This is a genomic window from Flexivirga sp. (assembly GCF_051955415.1).
Taxonomy (GTDB): domain Bacteria; phylum Actinomycetota; class Actinomycetes; order Actinomycetales; family Dermatophilaceae; genus Flexivirga.
In genome coordinates, this window is record NZ_JBQCGS010000053.1 from 1 (window position 1) to 19,625 (window position 19,625).

Here is a 19,625-nt window from a genome sequence, read left to right on the forward strand (position 1 = left end):
GAGTGACCTTGTTTCACAGGGTTACGGCGGTTATAGCGAAGTGGGAAACGCCCGGTCACATCCCGAACCCGGAAGCTAAGCCCTTCAGCGCCGATGGTACTGCACTCGGTAGGGTGTGGGAGAGTAGGACACCGCCGAACAATCATTCAATGTGGCCCCGCCTGAGTCAGGCGGGGCCACATTTCTTTGTGCCGGTCGGCCCTCTGATGCGCCGACGGCTTCGGCGATTTCTTATCTTCGCAACTGTAGGATCGGCCCGACGTTCGAGAGTCGTGCGTGAGGGCGAAGGAGCGCAGGTGTGATCGGCGACGTGGGGTGGGTCCCGAAACTGTTGCGTGGCTCGTTCAACCCGTACGGCGGCCCGACCGTCCGGCAACGCACTCCGGTGCCGTGGCGCGAACTCGTCGCTCGCTGGACCGGACGTGCCTTCATGTTCGGCGCGGTCCTCTCCCTGCTCAGTGTGCCGTTGCACGACAACATCGTCGTCTCGATCATCGACGACGTCCTCGGCCTGGTGAACGTGCCGGCCGAACCCAGCCTGTTCATCGTCTGCTTGCTGTTCGTGCTCGCGGGCGCGGTGCGGCGACGGCTTCGGTTCGGTCACACGGTCGTCGTGGTGCTCATGTTCCTCAGCGTGCTCAGCAGCCTCTTGTTGCTGCTCGGTGCCATCTTCCGCCAGGACTGGTTGCAGGACTCACGGCTGACCGGGTTCGATCGGGACTATCACTCGTTCGTCACGAGTGTGCCGACCACCGCCGTGGCTTTCGTGATCGGCCTCGCGGTCCTTCTCGCCGTCGCGGCGAGCCGGCGCTGCTTTCCCGCACGTCTGGCGGAAGGAAGCCGGACCGCTGCTGCCGCCGTCCTGGTCAGTGGCCTGCTGGCCTCCTTCCTCATCACCTTCGCCATCTCGGCGACGGCCGACAACACGCTGCGCGGCACGCATGAGATCGCTCGCTTCGCGCTCCGGTCCACCTTCGGCTTCACTTCCGAACCCGGCACTCCGGGACTGCACGGTCATTCCGGTCACCCGTGGGTCTACGGGCTGGCCGGCATCATGTCGACGATCGCCCTGTTGCTCGCGAGCCTGGTCTTCCTGCGCTCCGGACGCGGCCGGCAGTTCCAGACGGCGGACGAGGAGCTCGCCATCCGCCGGCTGCTGCTGCTGCACGGGGAGGGGGACTCCCTCGGCTACTTCGCCACCCGCCGCGACAAGAGCGTGGTGTTCTCACCCGACGGTCAGGCGGCGGTCACCTACCGCAACGAAGGCAGCGTCAGCGTCGCGAGCGCGGACCCGATCGGCCGGCCCGCATCCTGGCAGTCCGCCATACAGGCATGGCTCGAGCAGTGCCGTTCCCATGGTCTCTATCCTGCGGTGCTGTCCAGTTCCGAGCACGGTTCGCACGAGTATGTCGAAGCCGGGCTGAAGGCCTTCGCGCTGGGTGACGAGGCGATCATCGACGTGGAGACCTTCTCCCTGCGCGGCCGGTCCATGCGGCCGGTGCGCCAGGCGGTGACCCGTCTACGCCGTGCCGGCTACACCACCCGGGTCCGGCGGCACGCCGAGTTGTCCACTGCCGAGCTCGACACCATCGGCGAGCTGGCCGAGCAGTGGCGCGGCGAGGAGACCGAACGCGGCTTCTCGATGGCGCTCAACCGGTTGGGCGATCCAGCCGACGGCCGCTGTGTGATCATCACGGCGCACGATGCGAGCGGACGGATCCGCGGCTTCCTGTCGTTCGTGCCCTGGGGGGTGCGCGGGGCGTCGCTCGACCTGATGCGGCGTGACAGGGACGCCGAGAACGGCCTCAACGAATATCTCGTCTCCGAGCTGATCGAGGCCGCGCCAGAGCACGGCATACGGCGGATCTCGTTGAACTTCGCCGTTTTCCGTGAGGTGTTCAGCAGCGCCGATCAGGTCGGCGCCGGCCCGATCACCCGCCTCAACGACGCTGCGTTGTCGTTCGCCTCGCGCTTCTTCCAGTTGGAGACCCTCTACCGGTCCAACGACAAGTACAAGCCCACCTGGGTGCCCCGGCTGCTGTGCTACGACCCGGCACTGACGGTGCCGCGTGCCGGGCTGGCGATGGGCATCGCCGAGGGTTTCGTGCCGATGATGGGCCCACGTGTGCTGACCGGTCCGCGACCGTCGGATGTGCAGCCACCTCGGGCGGAGCCGTGGTTCGTGGATCGCGTGCGGGAGCAGGAGAACGCCCTGCTGCTCCCGACGCCGCCGCCGGTCCGGCTCTCCGAGCAGCAGCGGGTGCGACGGGACAAACTCGAGGTGCTCGACGAGGCCGGCGTCAACGGATATCCGGTGGCCGTCCAGCGGACCGATCGCGCCTACGACATCCGCCAGCGGTATGCCGCACTGCCTCCGGACCGGGTCACTGATCAGGTGGTCTCCGTCGCCGGCCGGGTGCGCGCGTTGCGCGACCTGGGTGGCGTGAGCTTCGCGGTGCTGGAGGACGGGTACGAGACGTTGCAGGTGATCGTCACGGCGGCGGATTCGCCGGACGACGCCCGGTGTCTGTGGCGCCGCACCGTGGACCTGGGCGACCTGGTCAGCGTGACCGGCCCCGTGGCGACCTCCCGCACCGGGGAGTTGTCGGTGCTGCTGCACTCCTGGCAGATGGCCGCGAAGTGCTTGCGCCCGGTACCCGGTCTCGGTGTCCTGCCCAGCGAGGACACCCGTGCGCGCAATCGCTCGCTCGAGCTCATCCTCGACCGGGACGCTCGGCGGCTGCTGGTACAGCGTTCGGCCGCTGTCCGCGCGATGCGTGAGACCTTCCAGGACCGCGGATATCTCGAGGTGGAGACACCGATGCTGCAGCCGGTGCACGGCGGGGCGGCGGCGCGGCCCTTCGCCACCCACATCAACGCCTACAACATGGAGCTCTATCTGCGGATCGCGCCGGAGCTCTACCTGAAGCGGCTCGCGGTCGGTGGCATGCAACGCATCTTCGAGATCGGCCGCAACTTCCGCAACGAGGGCGTCGATGCGACGCACAACCCGGAATTCACCTCGCTGGAAGCCTATGCGGCCTACAGCGATTACACGACCATGCGGGAACTCACCCGTGACGTGCTGCTCAACGTGGCGACCGCCGTCCACGGCCAGCCGGTGGCGCTGCGGCCCGACGGCTCCGGCGGGTATGACGAGGTCGACCTTTCCACCCCGTGGCCCATCATGACCGTGCACGATGCAGTCTCCCACGCGACCGGCGTGCCGATCAGCACTGCCACGGAGCGCGAGGCGGTCGCGCAGATCTGCCGCGACCACGGCATCCCGGTGCACTCCGATCAGTCCGTCGGAAAACTCGTCATGGAGCTGTACGAAGCACTCGTGGAGAAGCAGACGATCTTCCCCACGTTCTACTGCGACTTCCCCGTCGAAGTGTCCCCACTGGCTCGGCGGCACCGGGACAACCCGCTGCTGACCGAACAGTGGGACCTGGTGGCGTTCGGCACGGAGCTGGGCACGGCATACAGCGAACTGACCGACCCCGTGGACCAACGGCAACGCTTCACCCAGCAGTCGCTTGCCGCCGCGGGCGGTGACGTGGAGGCGATGCAGCTGGACGAGGCGTTCCTCGCCGGGCTGGAGCTCGCCATGCCGCCGACCGGTGGCTTGGGCATCGGGGTCGACCGGGTGGTGATGATGCTCACCGGACAGAACATCAAGGCGACGCTGGCGTTCCCGTTCCTGCGCCCGCAGGGCTGAGGGTCACCCGATCTCGGGCTGACTCGACCAGGGGAAGTCGATCCACTGATCCGTGCGTTTCCAGACGTATTCGCACTTGACGATCGAGCGCGACTTCTCGTAGATCACCGCCGAGCGGGTCTCCTTGACGTGGCCCTCGCAGAACCTGCGCACCAGATCCAGGGTGCCGCCGGTGTCTGCCACATCGTCGATGATCAGCACCGTCGCACCGGACAGGTCGACCGGCTGGGGCACCGGCGGGAGCATCACCGGCATCGGCAGGCGCTCGTCCACGCCGGTGTAGAACTCGACGTTGAGCACGTGCACGTTCTTCATCCCGAGCGCGTAGCTGATCGCGCCGGCGGGGATGAGTCCGCCACGGGCGATGGAGATGATCAGGTCCGGCCGGTATCCGTCGTCGTGGATCGCTCGGGCGAGCTCTCGGCTCGCGCTGCCGAACAGGTCCCAGGTGAGGATTTCCCGCTGGGCCGGTGAAGACACGTCAGTCATGGCTCCATTCAACTCCAGGTCGGTGCGGGCCGTGTCGTTAAGCTGGCGCCATGGCGGATCCGACGCAGGCCCAGCAGGCCACGCAGCGTGGACCGGCCACCGACGCCGACATCCCCGATCACCTTCGGACGCTGGGCATCCCCGGCCTTGCGGACGTCCATGTGCACTTCCTGCCCGAGCCGATGCTGCGCAAGGTGTGGGCCTACTTCGACGCAGCCGCAGGCCACTACGGTGCGCCGTGGCCCATCACCTACCGCTTCGACGAGGCGACCCGGCTCGCCGTGCTGCGCGGCTTCGGCGTGCGGGCCATCCCGGCGCTGACCTATCCGCACAAGCCCGGTATGGCGCGCTGGCTGAACGACTGGAACGCAGATTTCGCGCGGCGGGTGCCCGACGGCGTCCACTGCGCCACGCTCTATCCCGAGCCGGACGTCTCCACCTATGTGGGACAGGCGCTGGACGCCGGCGCGCGACTGTTCAAGATGCACGTGCAGGTCGGCGCCTACGCGCCGGACGACGAGCAGCTGGACGGTGCCTGGGCACAGCTGGCCGACGCGGGGACACCAGTCGTCATACACGCGGGATCGGCACCGTTGGCAGGGCAGTTCACCGGATCCGCACGGATCAGCCGGGTGCTGGCGAAACACCCGCAACTCACCCTGATCATCGCGCACGCCGGCATGCCCGAATACCACCAGTTCGCCGACCTGGTGGAGCGCTTCCCGAACGTGTGGCTGGACACCACCATGGTCGCCACCGATTTCACCGAGCGCTTCGCCCCGCTGCCGGACGGGTATGTCGCGCGCCTGGCGCAGCTCGGCGATCGGGTCGTTCTCGGGTCCGACTACCCGAACATCCCCTACCCCTACGCACACCAGTTGTCGGCGCTCGCACGACTCGACCTGGGTGCCGAATGGCTTCGAAAAGTGTTGTGGGAGAACGGGGCTCAGCTGTTGCGGCTCGACCATCCGGTCAGCTCATCGAGCAGCACGTCGCGATCGGTGACCGGCGTCCGGCAGACGAAACCATGACAGACATAGGCCGCCGATCGGCCGTCCGCCAGGGGACGGTCGGCGAGCAGTGGACTCTGCCCGGAGTCGGGACGTCCGTGCACGATGACCGTCCCGGCCGCGGGCGTGCTCCACGCGGTGCGCGCCAGTCCGCGGGCTGCCCGATCATCACCCACCACGACGACCTGCACCGGGCCGGCCAATGCTGCTTCCCCGACGGCCAGGGCCCATCCGGCGAATCGGGGCGCCTGCGTGGCGATCTCGCCCATCGCCGCAAGCGCCGACTCGGCACGCGCGCGGCTGGCGGTGTCCCCGGTCAGTGCACTCAGGGTGAGCAATGCGCCGGCCAGGCTGGAGGTGCCGCACGGCTCGGCGTTGTCTCCGGCACCGCGCGGGGTGAAGAACAGTTGCTCCCCGTCCGCGGCCGCATCCCGGAAGCCGCCGGAATCGTCGGAGAACAACCGCTGCGCGGTGGTCAGCAGTTCTTCGGCAGCCGCCAGATAGCGCCGCTCGCCGGTCGCTTGGTGCAGGACCAGGAGCGCATCACCGAAGTTGCCGTAGTCGTCCGCGACGGCGTCGGCCGCCCCGATCCGGCCGCTCAACGAGGTGCGGCGCAGGCGTCCGCCCACGATGTGTCGCGCGAGCAGGAAATCGGCTGCAGTCGTTGCCGCATCGAGCCATTCGTGCTCTCCGAGGATCATCGCTGCTTCGGCCAGCGCCGCGATGGCCAGGCCGTTCCATGAGGTGACGACCTTGTCATCGCGCGCGGGCTGCGGGCGACGCGAACGCCGGTCGAGCAGCGTCCTGCGGGTCGCCTCCCACCAATCGGGGTCTTCCGGGTCCTGCGCGAGCTGAAGAGTCGAGGTGCCGTGCTCGAAGGTGCCTGGTGCGGTCACGCCGAGCAGTGCGGCCGCGCGATCGGCATCGTCATCGGTCAGGACCTCCCGCAGCTCGGCCGGCGACCAGACGTAGGTCGCTCCCTCCACGGCGTCGGTGTCGGCGTCGAGGGCGCTGGCGAAAACGCCCTCGGCCGTGCCGAGGTCGCGAATGATGAACTGCGCCGTCTCAGTGGCGATGCGCGCCGCCAGTGGCGCTCGGCGCGCGCGCCACAGGTGCGCATAGACGCGCAGCAGCTGGGCATTGTCGTAGAGCATCTTCTCGAAGTGCGGCACCGTCCACGTCGCGTCGACGCTGTAGCGGGCGAACCCGCCGGCGAGCTGGTCGTAGATGCCACCGCGGGCCATGGCCTCGCAGGTGTGCTCAGCCATCGCCAGGGCTGTCTCGTCGCCGGTGCGGACGTGGTGGCGGAGAAGGAACTCCAGCACCATGGACGGCGGGAACTTGGGCGCGCCACCGAAACCGCCGTACGTCTGGTCGTACGACGCCCACAGTGCGGCGACGGCCTCAGCGGCGACCTCGTCGGTGAGGGCTGCGGTGCTGCCACGCGTCGCGGCGGCGGCCAGTTGCCCGGCGACACTCTCGCCCGAGGCCCTGACCTCCTCGCGCTGGTGGTTCCAGGCGTGTTTCGCCGCCGAGAGCAGCTGCAGGAATTGCGGTTTCGGAAGGTAGGTGCCGGCGAAGAACGGCTTGCCGTTCGGCGTCAGCAAACAGGTCATCGGCCAGCCGCCACTGCCGGTCATCGCGGTCGTGGCCGTCATGTAGGCGGCGTCGATGTCGGGCCGTTCCTCGCGGTCGACCTTGATCGCGACGAAGGACGCGTTGATCGCCGCCGCGACCTGCGCATCCTCGAACGACTCGTGCGCCATGACGTGGCACCAGTGGCAGGCGGCGTAGCCGACCGACAACAGGATCGGCAGGTCCCGGTCCGCCGCGTCCTGTAGCGCTTCCGCGCCCCACTCCTGCCAGTCGACCGGGTTGTCCGCGTGCTGACGCAGGTAGGGGCTGAGGGACTCCGCGAGACGGTTGGGCATGTCTCCAGCCTGTCATCCGCGGCCGCGTGGCGCGGCGAGCCCCTCGGACTGACCGGAGCTGCGCAGCGCCTCCGCGACGAAACCGTCGGCGGCCAAGCGGTCCAGCAGGGCGTCCAGCCACTGCGTGGTGCTCGGCGCGGCGAACGGCCCGGTGGCCATCGCCTGGCGGATCTGCATGAACGGTTCGTCGAGCAGCCGTATGCCGCCCTTCGCATGGGCGAACTCGGTCACCGGCTCGCGGATGCCCGCGGCGACGTCCAGTTGCTGTTCGAGGAACACTGCGGTCCCGTCGACGCCGCGGACGACCGTCGCGTGCTGCAGCGTCCGAGTCAGGAACAGGTCGTATGCCGAGCCCTCCTTCACGCCGACCCGCACACCGGTGACGTCGACATCCGACGGTGTGGTGCAGGACGACGCGTCCGGCACGGCATACACGCCGTCGATGAGCACGTAGGGCGCCGTGAAGGTGACCTCCCGCGCGCGAGCCGGCTCCACGGCCAGGAAGCCGAGCGTCGCGCGTCCTTTGACGAGTTCGTGGAAGGACTTGCGCGCAGCGTCGAAGCAGTGGAACTCGACCTCGACGCCCAACCGCTCAGCGACCTGGCGGGCCAGGTCCACCGTGATCCCGCCGGGCCGGTCGGCGTCGCCATGTGCCAGCACCGGGTTGCCGAGGTTGATCGCCGCACGCAGCACCCCGTCGGGAGCCAGGTCGGCGCGTGCTCGATCGGAGTCCGCAGTCATGACCTGATCCTACGGACGAGGGTGCGGGTCCGGGGCGCCGCGACCGCGGAGTTCGCTGCTCACAGCAGTGAAACCTGTTTTTCCACAACGGCATTGTCAGATCCTGAGGGCATGTCCGAGGAACAACCCAGACCACCACATCCACTCAGTCGGCAACTCGCCGAGCATCTGCTCGATCAGCGGATCATCGTCCTCGACACCGCGCTCGACGACGAGATCGGCACTCGGCTCATCTCGCAGCTCTACCTGTTGTCTGCCGCCGACCCACGCGCGGACATCAGCTTCTGGATCAATTCACCCGGCGGTTCCGTGCCGGCGATGCTCGCGATCATGGACGTCATGCAGGCGATCCCGAACGACGTCTCGACGTTGGCGCTTGGATTGGCCTGCAGTGCAGGGCAATTCATCCTCACCGCCGGGCAGCGGGGCAAGCGTTACGCGCTGCCGCACTCCAAGATCCTGATGCACCAGGGCAGTGCCGGTTTCGGCGGCACCGCCGTCGACATCGAGCTGCAGGCGGACGATCTGCGGCACACCCGGGACACCGTCCTCGGCATCACCGCCGAGCTGACCGGACAGCCGGCGGAGCGCATCTTCGAGGACTCACTGCGCGATCGCTGGTACACCGCCCAGGACGCTGTCGACTACGGGTTCATCGACCTGGTCATCGATGACCTCGACCGCATCAAACCACGGAAAACACCTGTCGGACTAGGAGTTTCGCAAGCGACATGAGTGCGTACACCATCCCGAACGTGATCGCTTCGTCGCCGCGCGGTGACCGGGTGATGGACGTCTACAGCCACCTGTTGTCGGAGCGGATCGTCTATCTCGGCACGGAGATCGACGACGGTGTCTCCAATGCGCTGATCGCGCAGATCCTGCACCTGGAGTCGGTGAACCCGGACCAGGAGATCAATCTCTACATCAATTCGCCGGGTGGCTCGCTGACCGCGACGTTCGCCGTGTATGACGCCATGCAGTTCGTGCGATCACCGGTCGCGACGACCTGTGTCGGCCAGGCCTGCTCGACGGCCGCGATCCTGCTGGCGGCCGGCGCACCGGGCAGACGCAGCGTGCTGCCGCACTCCCGGGTGTTGCTGCACCAGCCGTCCGGCAGCGGCCGCGGCGCCATACCGGACATCATTCTGGCGGCAGACGAGGTGATCCGGCTGCGTTCGGAGGCCGAAGAGGTGCTGGCGCACCACACGGGCCAGCCGATCGATGCCCTGCGCAAGGACACCGACCGCGACCGGATCTTCACGCCGCAGGCGGCCGTCGACTATGGCCTGGCCGATGAGGTGATGGCCTATCGCAGCAGCTGAAGGTCAGGCTGCCAGTGCGACGGGGCCGCGCAGTGGCGCCGGTGCCGACCGAACGGCGCCGCCGGGCAGCTCCAGGAGCTGCTCGGCCCGGGCGCGCGCGGACTCCCGGCGCAGCCCCCGGACGGTCAGGTCGGTGACCTCCGCCAGAGTGCAGTCCAGGGCACCAGCGATGGCTGCGACGACCTCCGATGAGGGGTCCTTGCGGCCGCGTTCGACCTCCGAGAGGTATTGCGCGGAGATGCCCGCGCGTTGCGCGGTGGTGGTGATGGTGCGTCGCCGGTGCAGGCGGAGCAGTCGCAACTGCGCGCCGAGCACCTCCCGCCAGAGCGGCTCGACGATCGAACGTTGCTGCCGGAGCTGTCGCACTTCACCCATGGATCGACGGTAGCCTCGCCGGCCCGCCGTACCCACGTTTTCTGCTCTGGGCAGAACCCGTCACTCGCGGAAGGAGCCCGGTGGGAGGACGGCCGGGTCGGACGTGGTGCACGCGGGGAAGTGCGGCTCGGCCGGCGCCGCGGTAGTGACCGCCAGGTCGTCCGGCTCGCGCACCGCGGGCACCAGGCCCAGGGCGATGGTCGCGGCGGCGCCCACGGCCAGCAGTGCGTGCAGCACTCCGACGTGCTCACCCAGCAGTCCCAGCAGCGGCGGCCCGGCGAGGAACGCGGTGTAGGCGATGGTGCTGATGACCGAGATGCGCGCATTCGCACGCACCGGGTCGTCCGCCGCGGCGCTCATCCCCACCGGGAAGCCGAGCGAGACGCCGAAGCCCCAGACCACGATGCCGGCGTAGGCCAGCGCGGTCGGCGCGAAGACGACGACGAGGCAACCGACGACGGCGAGAGCGAAGCAGACCCGCAACACCGGGACGCGACCGAACCGGTCGAGCAGTTTGGTGCCGATGAGGCGCCCTGCCGTCATACAGGACAGGAAGGTGGCGAACGCCAGCACGCCCGCCCACGTCGGGACGTGGTGCCCCTCGACGAACGCCAGCGACAACCAGTCGTTGGCGGTGCCCTCGGTGAACGCCGCGACGAGCGTCACCACGCCGATCAACAGGACGCGCGGGTCGAGCCACACGCTGAGATGCGAAACCCGTTCGCCCGCAGCCGGATCGGGCGTCGTCCCGGGTGCCTTCTCGGGCAACCGCGGCAGGGTGCCGAAACCATGGGTGGCCCACAACCCGACGCCGGCGAGGAGACACATCATGGCGCCCACGTGCAACCAGACCGGGACGTGCGCGGCGGTCGCTCCAGCCCCGATGAGGGCCGCCAGCACGGTGCCGCCGCTGAACAGGGCGTGGAAGCGAGGCATGATCGAGCGGCCGAGATGCCGCTCGGCGATGGCGCCCTCCAGGTTCATCACGACGTCCCAGAGGCCGATGCCCCACCCGGCGACGACGAGGAACGCCACGGCGGTCCAGTGGTGGCGAGTGGCCACCGATGTCGCGGTGCCGATGTATGCCGCGGTGGTGAGCAGCGCGGCGAGCCGCACCGCGACCCGGGAACCGAGACGGCCGGCGATCCAACCGGACATCGGCAAACCGAGCACGCTGCCGATCGAGCCGGAGATCAGGAAGAGCCCGAGGCCGGCGGGCGACAGGCCGAGCAGCGACTTCACGTCGGGCAGGCGGGACGCGAATGTGGTGAACGCCGCACCGTTGAGGGCGAACATGACGGTGACGGCGAGGATCGCCCGGCGGATCTGGGCGTCGTCGGGCCGGGCGGCCAGTGGTGGTGCCGCCCGCTCGGTCATCGTCATGCCGTTCCTCTCCTGGTGCGACTCCAGTCGGTCGGGGAGATCCGGGAGCCGTCGAATCGATTCGATCGAATCGATTCGATAGTCTGCTCCACATGCCAGTCGCAGGTCAAGCGGGTCACGGGACGACCCCGCGGGTCACTCTGCGTGACGTGGCGGACCTGGCCGGGGTTGCGACCTCGACGGCGTCGCTGGTCTTCAGCGGCAACAAACCGGTCGCCACGGAGACCGCGGAACGCGTCCGGGCGGCCGCCGCAGAACTCGGCTACGGGGGGCCGGATCCGATGGCGTCGTCCTTGCGTCAGGGACGCAGCGGGGTGATCGCGGCGGTCGTGGAGCGGCGCATCCTGCACGCCTTCCGCGACCCGTATGTCGTCTCGGTGCTCGACGGCCTGTCCCAGGTGCTCGGTGAGATGGGGCACGGATTGCTGCTGTTGCCCGATACAGCCGAGGGGTATGGCGACAGCGGGCCCCAGGTATCACGCGTCGCGGCGGATGCTGCGGTCTTCATGCTCTGCGGCGACGAGAACAACCTGCTGGCAGAGCAATTCGCCGGTCGGGGAGTGCCGATCGTCGGAACGGGCGCACCGCGCGGGGCCGATGTGCAGGTGACCGCGGACGAGCGTGCGGCCTCTCGCACCATCGCGCAGCTGTTGCACGATCTCGGCCACCGCCGGGTCGGGCACGTGATGATGCCGTTGGCGTGGGGAGGGACGACCGGCCCACGCACGATCGCCCAGGTGCGGCGCAGCCGTTTCCCGGACACGCGAGACCGGGCGATCGGGGTGCGCGACGTGTTCGCGACCGCGCCGCTGATCGAGGCGGAGGAGCCGGACTTCGATTCTGGCTACGCTGCTGCACGGCTGTTGCTGGACGCTGAGCGGCCGCCGACCGCGATCATCGCGCAGAGCGACCTGCTGGCGGCGGGTGCGGTGCAGGCCGCACTGGACCGCGGGCTGCGCGTGCCCGAGGACCTCTCGGTGACCGGATACGACGGTGTCTCGCTGCCGTGGTTTCCGCGGACGCTGACCACGATCGACCAGCACCCGATCGACAAGGGCCGCGCTGTCGGAGACGTGGTGCGTGCGCTGCTCGCCGGTGAGTCCGTGTCCGACATCGTGGTGCCGGTGACGCTGCGCGAGGGTGACACCACCGGTCCGGCCCCCGCTGGCGCCCATTGACGGTCGCAACCACACCCGCGACTGGCACAGTTGGCGCCGACTGGCACACCTGCAGAGGTGCCACTCGACGGGACGTGTGCGACTCGGCGTGGGTGCGCCGCCAACCACTGGTCAGGTAGATTCACCGTCGATGGAGACTTCCCTGTGGCGGCACGAACCAGCCGGATACCGCTGCCCGTTCTGCGCGTTCGTGCGCGGGGAGTGGGACGACCGCAACGCAGCGACGGATCTCGTCGTGCGGCGCGAGTTGGTCTTCGCCCGGATTGCGCCGAAATGGTGGCCCGAGAACGACGGTGGCGCGCTCGTCATACCGAACGAGCATGTGTGGAGAACCTCTACGACGTGCCGCGCGAGGTCGGCCATGCAGTGTGGGACCTGACTCGCGACATCGCGATCGCGATGCGGGAAACCTATGGGTGCCAAGGAGTTTCGACTCGACAGCACAATGAGCCCGCTGGCGACCAGGACGTCTGGCATCTGCACGTGCACGTGCTTCCGAGGTATGACGGGGACGATCTCTACCTGCGGCATCGCGACGCGCGCTACGTCCACGCCGACGCACGTGCCGGCTTCGCCGCCCGGCTGCGGGCATCGATAGACTGAGCGCACACGACTGGCGAAGGTGGGGCACCACCGGGGAGTGTGAGTTCGTCGTATCGCCCGCCTGGGTACGACTCCTGATCGGAAGAGGAGTCTGCTGATGGCCACCACTGCACAGATTCTGGACGGCACCGCCGTGTCCCGGGAGATCTTCGCGGACGTCGCCGAGCGTGCCGCGAATTTCGCCGCGGCGCAGAGGCGTCCACCATGCCTCGCCACCGTGCTCATCGGTGACGACCCTGCATCGCACACCTACGTCCGGATGAAGCAACGCCGCGCCGGCCAGCTCGGGCTGGAGTCACGACGCGTCCAGCTGCCGGCAGGGACGTCGACCGAGAAAGCGGTTGCCGCCGTGCGAGCGCTGTCGGAGGACGGCTCCGTCGACGGCATCCTGGTGCAGCACCCCGCGCCGCAGCACGTCGACGAACTCGCGGTCTTCGAGGCGATCGCACCGGAGAAGGACGTTGACGGCGTCACGATGCACAGTTTCGCGTCGATGGGCCTGTCCGCCGACGGTTTTCACTCTTGCACACCGGAAGGCATCGTCCGGCTGCTAAACGCGTACGAGCTGCCGATCAGCGGCAAGCGGGTGTGCGTCGTCGGACGCAGCGCGATCCTCGGCAAGCCGGTCGGCCTGCTGTTGCTCGCGCGGGATGCGACGGTGACGTTCTGCCACTCGCGCACCACCCACCTCGCAGAGGAGGTCGCGGCGGCGGACATCGTGGTCGCGGCGGTCGGTCGTCCGGAACTGGTCCGCGGCGCGTGGATCAAGCCGGGCGCGGTCGTCATCGACGCCGGCTAAAACCCGGGGAACGTTGGAGATGTTGAGTTTTCGGCAGCAGCGACGCGGGCGTCATACATCACGCCGGTGCCCGGCGGCGTCGGGCCGATGACCATCGCGGTGCTGATGGAGCAGACGATCACCGCCGCCGAAAACCGCGTGCAGCCGGCGGGGGCACGGTCCTAACGTCGGGTCATGCGCCCACCCGATGCTGTCTTCGCCGATCCGAGACTTGCCGTGCTCTATGACGTGTTCGACGATGATCGCAGCGACCTGGATGTCTATGCGGCGATGTTCGATGAGCTCGGTGTCCGGAAGGTCGTCGACGTCGGTTGCGGCACCGGTTGTCTCGCAGTGCTGCTCGCGGAACGCGGGCTCGAGGTCACCGGTGTCGATCCGGCGATCGCCTCGCTCGATGTCGCGCGAGCCAAGCCGTATGCCGACCGGGTGACCTGGCTCGAGGGTGACGCGATGGCATTGGCCGGGCGGGTGCGCGATGCTGACCTCGCGGTGATGACCGGCAATGTCGCCCAGGTCTTCGTGGACGACGCGGACTGGGCGGCGACCCTGGACGCCGTACACGATGTGCTGCGGGACGGAGGGTGGTTTGTCTTCGAGACGCGTCGGCCGCAGGTGCGTGCCTGGGAGGCGTGGGAGGTGCCTGAGACCGAGCGGGTCCACCCGGACGGGACACACAGTGTTGTCAGTAGAACGGTGACCGAGGTGCCGCTCCCGCTGGTGACCTTCGAGTCCGTGACCCGGATGGACGGTGAAGCGATCAGGTCGGCATCGACACTGCGTTTTCGCGAGTATGACGAGATCACGCGCGACCTTGCCCGACACGGCTTCGAGGTCGTCGAGGTACGCGACGCGCCGGACCGGCCGGGCAAGGAGTGGGTCTTCCTCGCGCGCCGGGTGACCGTCACCGGAAGTCGCGGGACCTGGTCCGCACATGGATCGTGAGGTGCTCCAGACGATCGGCGAGCAAGTTGGTGACACCGTCCTCGGAACGCTCCAGGATGCCGCGCACCACCATGGCCGGCGACGCACGTGCGATGCGCCGATAGCGGTGCCAAACACCCCGCGACACAATGACATTCAGGATGCCGGTCTCGTCCTCCACATTGACGAAGGTGATGCCACCCGCCGTCGCCGGGCGCTGCCGATGGGTGACCACTCCACCGACGTGCACCCGGCGACCGGTCTGGAAACCTTGCAGTTGCTCGATCGGCAGCACACCACGCGCATCCAGATCGGCGCGGACATGCCGGATCGGGTGATCGCCCGGACTGATCCCGGTCGCCTGCAGGTCGTGCATCAGCAGTTCGCCGATGGACAGCTCCGGCAACAGCGGTGGCTGGTAGGGCACGCGCACCGGCAACTGGTCACCACGGATCGAGGCGGCCTCCGCCGAGCGCCATAGAGCGTCCCGGCGGGATCCGGTCAAGGCGTCCAACGCACCGGACAGTGACAGCGCCTCCATCTGCTCGGTGTCCAGGTCCGCACGCCGTGCCAGGTCGGCCAGGTCGGTGAACGGCCCGTCGAGATCTCGGGTGCGCACGATGCGCTCAGCCGCGCTCTCCCCGAGGGAGGAGATGTCGGCCAGGCCGAGTCGCACCGCGAAATGCCAGTCGCGTCGGTGCAACTGCCAGTCGGGTGGTGCCGATGCGTCGAAATCACCGATCTCCTCTTGCGTGTGGTCGCGCAGGCAGTCGTCGCGACCACCGCGCTGCTGCACGGCATCGGCGGAGTCCGGCTCGAGGTCGGCGTGCACACCCGAGCGCAGCAGATCGGGTGAGCGCACCTCCACCCCGTGCCGGCGGGCATCACCGGTGAGGGTCTGCGGCGAATAGAACCCCATCGGCTGCGACCGCAACAGACCGGCCAAAAAGGCTGCGGGATAATGCAATTTGAGCCACGAACTGGCATAGACCAGCACGGCGAAACTGAGCGCGTGCGACTCGGCGAAACCGAAATTGGCGAACGCCTCGATCTTGGCGTAAATCTCCTGCGCAGTCTCCGGCGGTATGCCGTTGCGGGCCATGCCGTCATACAACTTGGTGCGCAACGAGTCGATGCGCTCCACCCCGCGCTTGGACCCCATCGCTCGCCGCAGCAGATCCGCGTCCGCCGGGCTGCAGTCGCCGACCGCGATCGCCATCTGCATCAACTGCTCCTGGAAGAGCGGCACCCCGAGCGTGCGCTCGAGCACCGGCTCCAGCAGCGGATGCGAATAGCTGACCGGCTCCTTGCCGGTGCGCCGGCGGATGTAGGGGTGGACCGCACCGCCCTGGATCGGTCCGGGACGGATCAACCCGATCTCCACCGCCAGGTCGTAGAACGAGCGCGGCTTCAGCCGCGGAAGGGTGCCCATCTGTGCGCGGCTCTCGACCTGGAAGACACCGATCGAGTCGGCCCGGCACAGCATGTCGTAGACGCCGGGCTCGTTGCGCGGCAACGTCTCGATGCGCCACCGCTCGTCGGTGTGCCGCTCGACCAGGTCGAAGGTGTGCTGCAGGGCGGCCAGCATGCCGAGCCCGAGCAGGTCGAACTTCACCAGCCCCATCCAGGCGCAATCGTCCTTGTCCCATTGCAGGACAGTCCGATCCGCCATCCGTGCGTGCTCGATCGGGCACACCTCGCTCACCGGCCGGTCGGTGAGGACCATGCCCCCGGAGTGGATGCCGAGGTGCCGCGGGTAACTGAGCACCTGTGTCGCCAGCTCGATCACCGGCGCCGGGATGTCATGGTCGGCGCTGGAGATCTCCGCGCCGAACCGCTCCACCTGCCGGGACCACGCGTCCTGCTGCCCCTGACTCGCACCGAGCGCTTTGGCCATGTCGCGCACGGCGTTCTTGGGCCGGTAGGTGACGACGTTGGCGACCTGCGCCGCATTGCGCCGGCCGTAGCGCTGATAGACGTGCTGGATGACCTCCTCCCGTCGCCCGGAGTCGAAGTCGACGTCGATGTCGGGGGCCTCCTCGCGCAACTCGGACAGGAAGCGTTCGAAGGGCAGTTCGTAGAAGAGAGGGTCGATCACCGTGATGCCCAGGACGTAGCAGACTGCGGAGGCTGCAGCCGAACCGCGCCCCTGGCACAGGATGCCGCGGCCCCTGGCGAACTGCACGATCTCGTGCACGATCAGGAAATATCCCGGAAAGTCTTTCTTCTCAATGACATTCAATTCACGTTCGATGCGTGCGTATGCCGCCCGGTCGCTCTTCGGGTAGCGCTCCGCCGCCCCGCGCATCGTCAACTCGCGCAGCCAGCTCATCGGAGTGTGCCCGGGAGGAACCTCCTGACGGGGCAGCCGCGGCGATGCCGCGCGCAGGCTGAAGCCCAGGTCGTCGGCGATCTCGACGGTGCGTTCGACCGCACCCGGGAAGCGGCGCATGCGCTGTGCCATCTCCGCCCCGCTACGCACGTATGCCGACCCGTGCGCCGGCAGCCAGCTGTCCAGCTCCTCCAGGCTGCGGCGTGACCGGACCGCGGACAGCGCGGTGGCCAGCGGGAACTGCTCCGGGCCGGCGTAGTGCACTGCATTGGTCGCGACGGTGAGTGCGCTCGCCGCTCGGGCAACACCGGCAAGCCGGTCGCAGGTCGTGCTGTCGCGCGGATCGCCATGGTCGGTCAGTTCGACGAAGACATTGTCCTTGCCGAAAAGATCCTGCAGCGAACGCAATGCGGTCACAGCGGCGTCATGACCGCGTTGCGCGAGCGCGCTCGGCACGCTGCCCTTGCGGCATCCGGTCAACACCACCCAGTGGCCGTCGGCCTCCTCGGCCAGGGCCGGCAGATCGTAGAGCGGCTTGCCCTTCTCCGCGGCCTGCGCCAGCTGGCCTTCGGTGATCGCCCGGGCCAGCCGGCGGTAGCCTTCGGCGCCGCGCGCGAGAACCAACAGGTGCGTGCCCTCGGGGTCGGGCATGCCGTTCTGCGGAGCGGTCAGCCCCAAGGACAGCTCGGCGCCGAAAACGGTTGTCAGACCATAACTCTCGGCCGCCTCCGCGAAACGCACGATGCCGTAGAGACCGTCATGATCGGTGACGGCCAATCCGTGCAAGCGCTGTCGTGCGGCCTCGGTGACCAGCTCCTCGGGGGCCGCCGCACCGTCGAGGAAGCTGTAGTGGGAGTGCGCATGCAGCTCGGCATACGGCACCACGGGCCCTGTTGGTTCGCCCAGGTCGGACGGCCGGAACGGCATGCGCTTGTGGGAGAACACCGGTCCGTCCCCGCCGTCGGCCGCACCCCACGAAGTCTTCCGCTCCTCGGGTCGTATGCCGTGGGACAACGCCTGCTCCAGCTGCGACCACGGTATGGCGGGATTGCTCCACCCCATCAGCCATCACCTCGCCGGATCTCTTGGCCTCGATACGGCTCCGCTAGCGCTCGGCCTACCCTTCGATACGGTCGTCGCAAGCTCCGACCTACTCTGGACGACGCTCGACCAGCGAGATCAGTCATACCTCGCCTCGGTGAACCAGGTATCGCCGTCGGCGAGCAACAGCCACGCTGTCGACCGGTTGTCAATCAGCTGGAAACGGTTGAGGCGCTTGCCTTTGCGCCACCAACGCTGCTGGATCGGCCACGGCCCCGCCCACTGCGCGATGCGCAGGTGCCCTTCAGCGGTGCGCAACCATGCCGGCTGCCCGCTGACCGCCCCACGGCCGTCGACGGTGACAGGTGTGCCGGTGTCGGTGAACACCTGCACCTGGCTCGCACTGCTGAAGACGGTGGCGGGGGCGGGGCCGGGCACGGTGCCCGGCCAAGGCTGCTCGAGGCGGCGCTCGCGGACCGTCGGCAGCGCATCGCCCCAGGGGCGCAGGACCCGGCGTTCGTGCAGGAGGCGTCCGCCGGCCACCGTCGAGGTGAGCACGGCATCATGGCCGAGCCGGTGCTGCAGGGTGGTCAGGGCGTGCTCGACCTTCTCGTCCGGCCGGTCACCCCACAGACCCTGGGCGTGGTGCTCGGCATTGTCGACCGACTCCGGGAGCACCTGCACCGAGAGCACCGACGCCCCCAGCGAGTCGTCGTCGACGGTAACCGCCTCCGCCGCGAGATCCTCCAGCTGCCAACGGATCCGGTCCAGCACCTCGACGCTCCCGAACTGCCAGGGATGCCGCCAGAGCCGCTGGAAGAGGGCATCGGGCTCGAGGTGGACGGTGACCCTGATCTCGGTGCAGATCAGCGAGGACCGGGTGAGCAGCCGGGCGAAGTGATCGGCTGCGGCCTCGCAGTGCGCGATGACCTGCTCGATCCGGTCCGTGGCCGGGTCGAAGCTGACCTGCATGCCTAGTTCGGGCGGCACCGTGCGCGGGACCAGGATGGGTGTGTCCTCGCCACCGGCGAGCTGATGTGCCCGCAGGCCGGCTGCGCCGAAGCGGGCATGCACCTGGTCGCGCGGCAACTGCGCCAGATCGCCGAGCTTGCGAATGCCCATGCGCTGCAACAGGTTGTCCAGCTTCTTGTCACACGCCACGCCGACCGGCAGGTCGGCGAGGAAGGCGGGCGACCCACCTGCGGGGACGAGATGCACCGGTGCGACGGTCGAACTGGCGTAGGCGGCCTGTTCGGCGGCGAAGAGGCCGTCCGCGACCGCGACGCGCAGGTCGACCGGCAGTCGCAGCTCGTGCCGGGTGAAGTCGTGCAGGTGGGCGAAGAGAGCGCTCGCGGCGGCGTGCTCGCTGCCGTAGAACCGACCCGCGCCCTGGGCACGAACCGCGGCGATGCCCGGCCGGACGACATGGACGTCGGGGATCTTCTCCTCGACAGCGTGCAGCACCGGCTCGAAAGCACGCGCCTCGGCCACCAGGTCGTGCGGTAGCACGATCAGCTCCGGGCACCGGTGCTGTGCCTGACGGATGCGCAGGCCGACGGTGACGCCTTCGAGCTTGGCGGCTGCGGAGCAGGCGACCACGAAGCCGCGATCGGTGAGTGCCAGTGGCGCGTCCGCTGCGATGCCCTGGGTGAGCCGCGCCGCCAGCACCGACCAGCCGGGGCACCAGAGGAGCATGACGCGGACCGGCGAGCTGCTGATCATGGTGCGTCTCCCTGGCGTGGCGGGACCTCGAGGCGCTCCTTCGTCGCTCCTCGG

The 19,625-nt window shown here is 68.6% G+C and carries 14 protein-coding genes, 1 rRNA gene, 1 pseudogene and 1 riboswitch; of the genes and pseudogenes, 9 read left to right on the forward strand and 7 right to left on the reverse strand.

What is annotated here, in order from left to right:
• Positions 1-22 precede the first annotated feature (22 nt).
• Together rrf and lysX are read left to right on the forward strand one after the other, a co-directional pair.
• Positions 23-140: ribosomal RNA gene (gene rrf / locus ACTHL4_RS09060) — 5S ribosomal RNA — on the forward strand.
• Between the two features lie 158 nt (positions 141-298).
• Positions 299-3,721, forward strand: coding sequence for a bifunctional lysylphosphatidylglycerol synthetase/lysine--tRNA ligase LysX (gene lysX, locus ACTHL4_RS09065; RefSeq protein WP_440282428.1), 3,423 nt, complete (start codon positions 299-301; stop codon positions 3,719-3,721).
• A 3-nt stretch (positions 3,722-3,724) separates the two neighbouring features.
• On the opposite strand, the gene ACTHL4_RS09070 is transcribed toward lysX, so the two are convergent.
• Complete coding sequence (locus ACTHL4_RS09070; protein ID WP_440282429.1) at positions 3,725-4,210, reverse strand: phosphoribosyltransferase; 486 nt, start codon at positions 4,208-4,210, stop codon at positions 3,725-3,727.
• Positions 4,211-4,260: 50 nt separating this feature from the next.
• Here ACTHL4_RS09070 and ACTHL4_RS09075 point away from each other — a divergent pair, with 50 nt between their 5' ends.
• Positions 4,261-5,241 (forward strand): amidohydrolase family protein, encoded by a 981-nt coding sequence (locus ACTHL4_RS09075; RefSeq protein WP_440282430.1) that lies wholly within the window; start codon positions 4,261-4,263, stop codon positions 5,239-5,241.
• On the opposite strand, the gene ACTHL4_RS09080 is transcribed toward ACTHL4_RS09075, so the two are convergent.
• Positions 5,157-7,151 carry a thioredoxin domain-containing protein gene (locus ACTHL4_RS09080; protein WP_440282431.1) on the reverse strand — a complete coding sequence of 665 codons (1,995 nt, stop codon included), beginning with the start codon at positions 7,149-7,151 and terminating at the stop codon, positions 5,157-5,159. The genes ACTHL4_RS09075 and ACTHL4_RS09080 overlap by 85 nt on opposite strands.
• Positions 7,152-7,163: 12 nt before the next feature.
• Positions 7,164-7,892 (reverse strand): transporter substrate-binding domain-containing protein, encoded by a 729-nt coding sequence (locus ACTHL4_RS09085; protein ID WP_440282432.1) that lies wholly within the window; start codon positions 7,890-7,892, stop codon positions 7,164-7,166.
• Between the two features lie 111 nt (positions 7,893-8,003).
• Here ACTHL4_RS09085 and ACTHL4_RS09090 point away from each other — a divergent pair, with 111 nt between their 5' ends.
• Positions 8,004-8,627 (forward strand): ClpP family protease, encoded by a 624-nt coding sequence (locus tag ACTHL4_RS09090; protein WP_440282433.1) that lies wholly within the window; start codon positions 8,004-8,006, stop codon positions 8,625-8,627.
• Positions 8,624-9,217: a ClpP family protease gene (locus ACTHL4_RS09095; RefSeq protein ID WP_440282434.1), complete on the forward strand. Its 594-nt coding sequence runs from the start codon at positions 8,624-8,626 to the stop codon at positions 9,215-9,217. The genes ACTHL4_RS09090 and ACTHL4_RS09095 overlap by 4 nt, the downstream gene beginning before the upstream one ends.
• Before the next feature lie 3 nt (positions 9,218-9,220).
• Here the strand turns inward: ACTHL4_RS09095 and ACTHL4_RS09100 are convergent, their stop codons facing one another.
• Both ACTHL4_RS09100 and ACTHL4_RS09105 read right to left on the reverse strand, forming a co-directional pair.
• On the reverse strand, positions 9,221-9,592 hold the full coding sequence (locus tag ACTHL4_RS09100; RefSeq protein ID WP_440282435.1) for a helix-turn-helix domain-containing protein: 372 nt from the start codon (positions 9,590-9,592) through the stop codon (positions 9,221-9,223).
• Between the two features lie 60 nt (positions 9,593-9,652).
• A complete protein-coding gene (locus ACTHL4_RS09105) occupies positions 9,653-10,975 on the reverse strand; it encodes an MFS transporter (RefSeq protein ID WP_440282436.1) in 1,323 nt (440 codons plus the stop codon).
• 92 nt (positions 10,976-11,067) lie between these two features.
• On the opposite strand from ACTHL4_RS09105, the gene ACTHL4_RS09110 reads away from it, so the two are divergent.
• The 4 genes and pseudogenes from ACTHL4_RS09110 (at position 11,068) to ACTHL4_RS09125 (ending at position 14,497) form a co-directional block, all read left to right on the forward strand.
• Positions 11,068-12,153, forward strand: coding sequence for a LacI family DNA-binding transcriptional regulator (locus ACTHL4_RS09110; RefSeq protein ID WP_440282437.1), 1,086 nt, complete (start codon positions 11,068-11,070; stop codon positions 12,151-12,153).
• A gap of 324 nt (positions 12,154-12,477) precedes the next feature.
• The gene (locus tag ACTHL4_RS09115; protein WP_440282438.1) at positions 12,478-12,756 is read left to right on the forward strand and encodes an HIT family protein; all 279 of its coding nucleotides are present in this window, start codon (positions 12,478-12,480) and stop codon (positions 12,754-12,756) included.
• Positions 12,753-12,830: riboswitch (ZMP/ZTP riboswitch) on the forward strand. (Overlaps the previous gene by 4 nt.)
• A gap of 23 nt (positions 12,831-12,853) precedes the next feature.
• Positions 12,854-13,720: pseudogene (locus ACTHL4_RS09120) on the forward strand (bifunctional 5,10-methylenetetrahydrofolate dehydrogenase/5,10-methenyltetrahydrofolate cyclohydrolase).
• Between the two features lie 9 nt (positions 13,721-13,729).
• Positions 13,730-14,497 carry a class I SAM-dependent methyltransferase gene (locus tag ACTHL4_RS09125; protein ID WP_440282439.1) on the forward strand — a complete coding sequence of 256 codons (768 nt, stop codon included), beginning with the start codon at positions 13,730-13,732 and terminating at the stop codon, positions 14,495-14,497.
• Here ACTHL4_RS09125 and ACTHL4_RS09130 read toward each other — a convergent pair.
• Positions 14,457-17,870 carry an error-prone DNA polymerase gene (locus tag ACTHL4_RS09130; protein ID WP_440282440.1) on the reverse strand — a complete coding sequence of 1,138 codons (3,414 nt, stop codon included), beginning with the start codon at positions 17,868-17,870 and terminating at the stop codon, positions 14,457-14,459. The genes ACTHL4_RS09125 and ACTHL4_RS09130 overlap by 41 nt on opposite strands.
• Positions 17,871-17,987: 117 nt before the next feature.
• Positions 17,988-19,571 carry a DNA polymerase Y family protein gene (locus ACTHL4_RS09135; protein WP_440282441.1) on the reverse strand — a complete coding sequence of 528 codons (1,584 nt, stop codon included), beginning with the start codon at positions 19,569-19,571 and terminating at the stop codon, positions 17,988-17,990.
• Positions 19,572-19,625 lie beyond the last annotated feature (54 nt).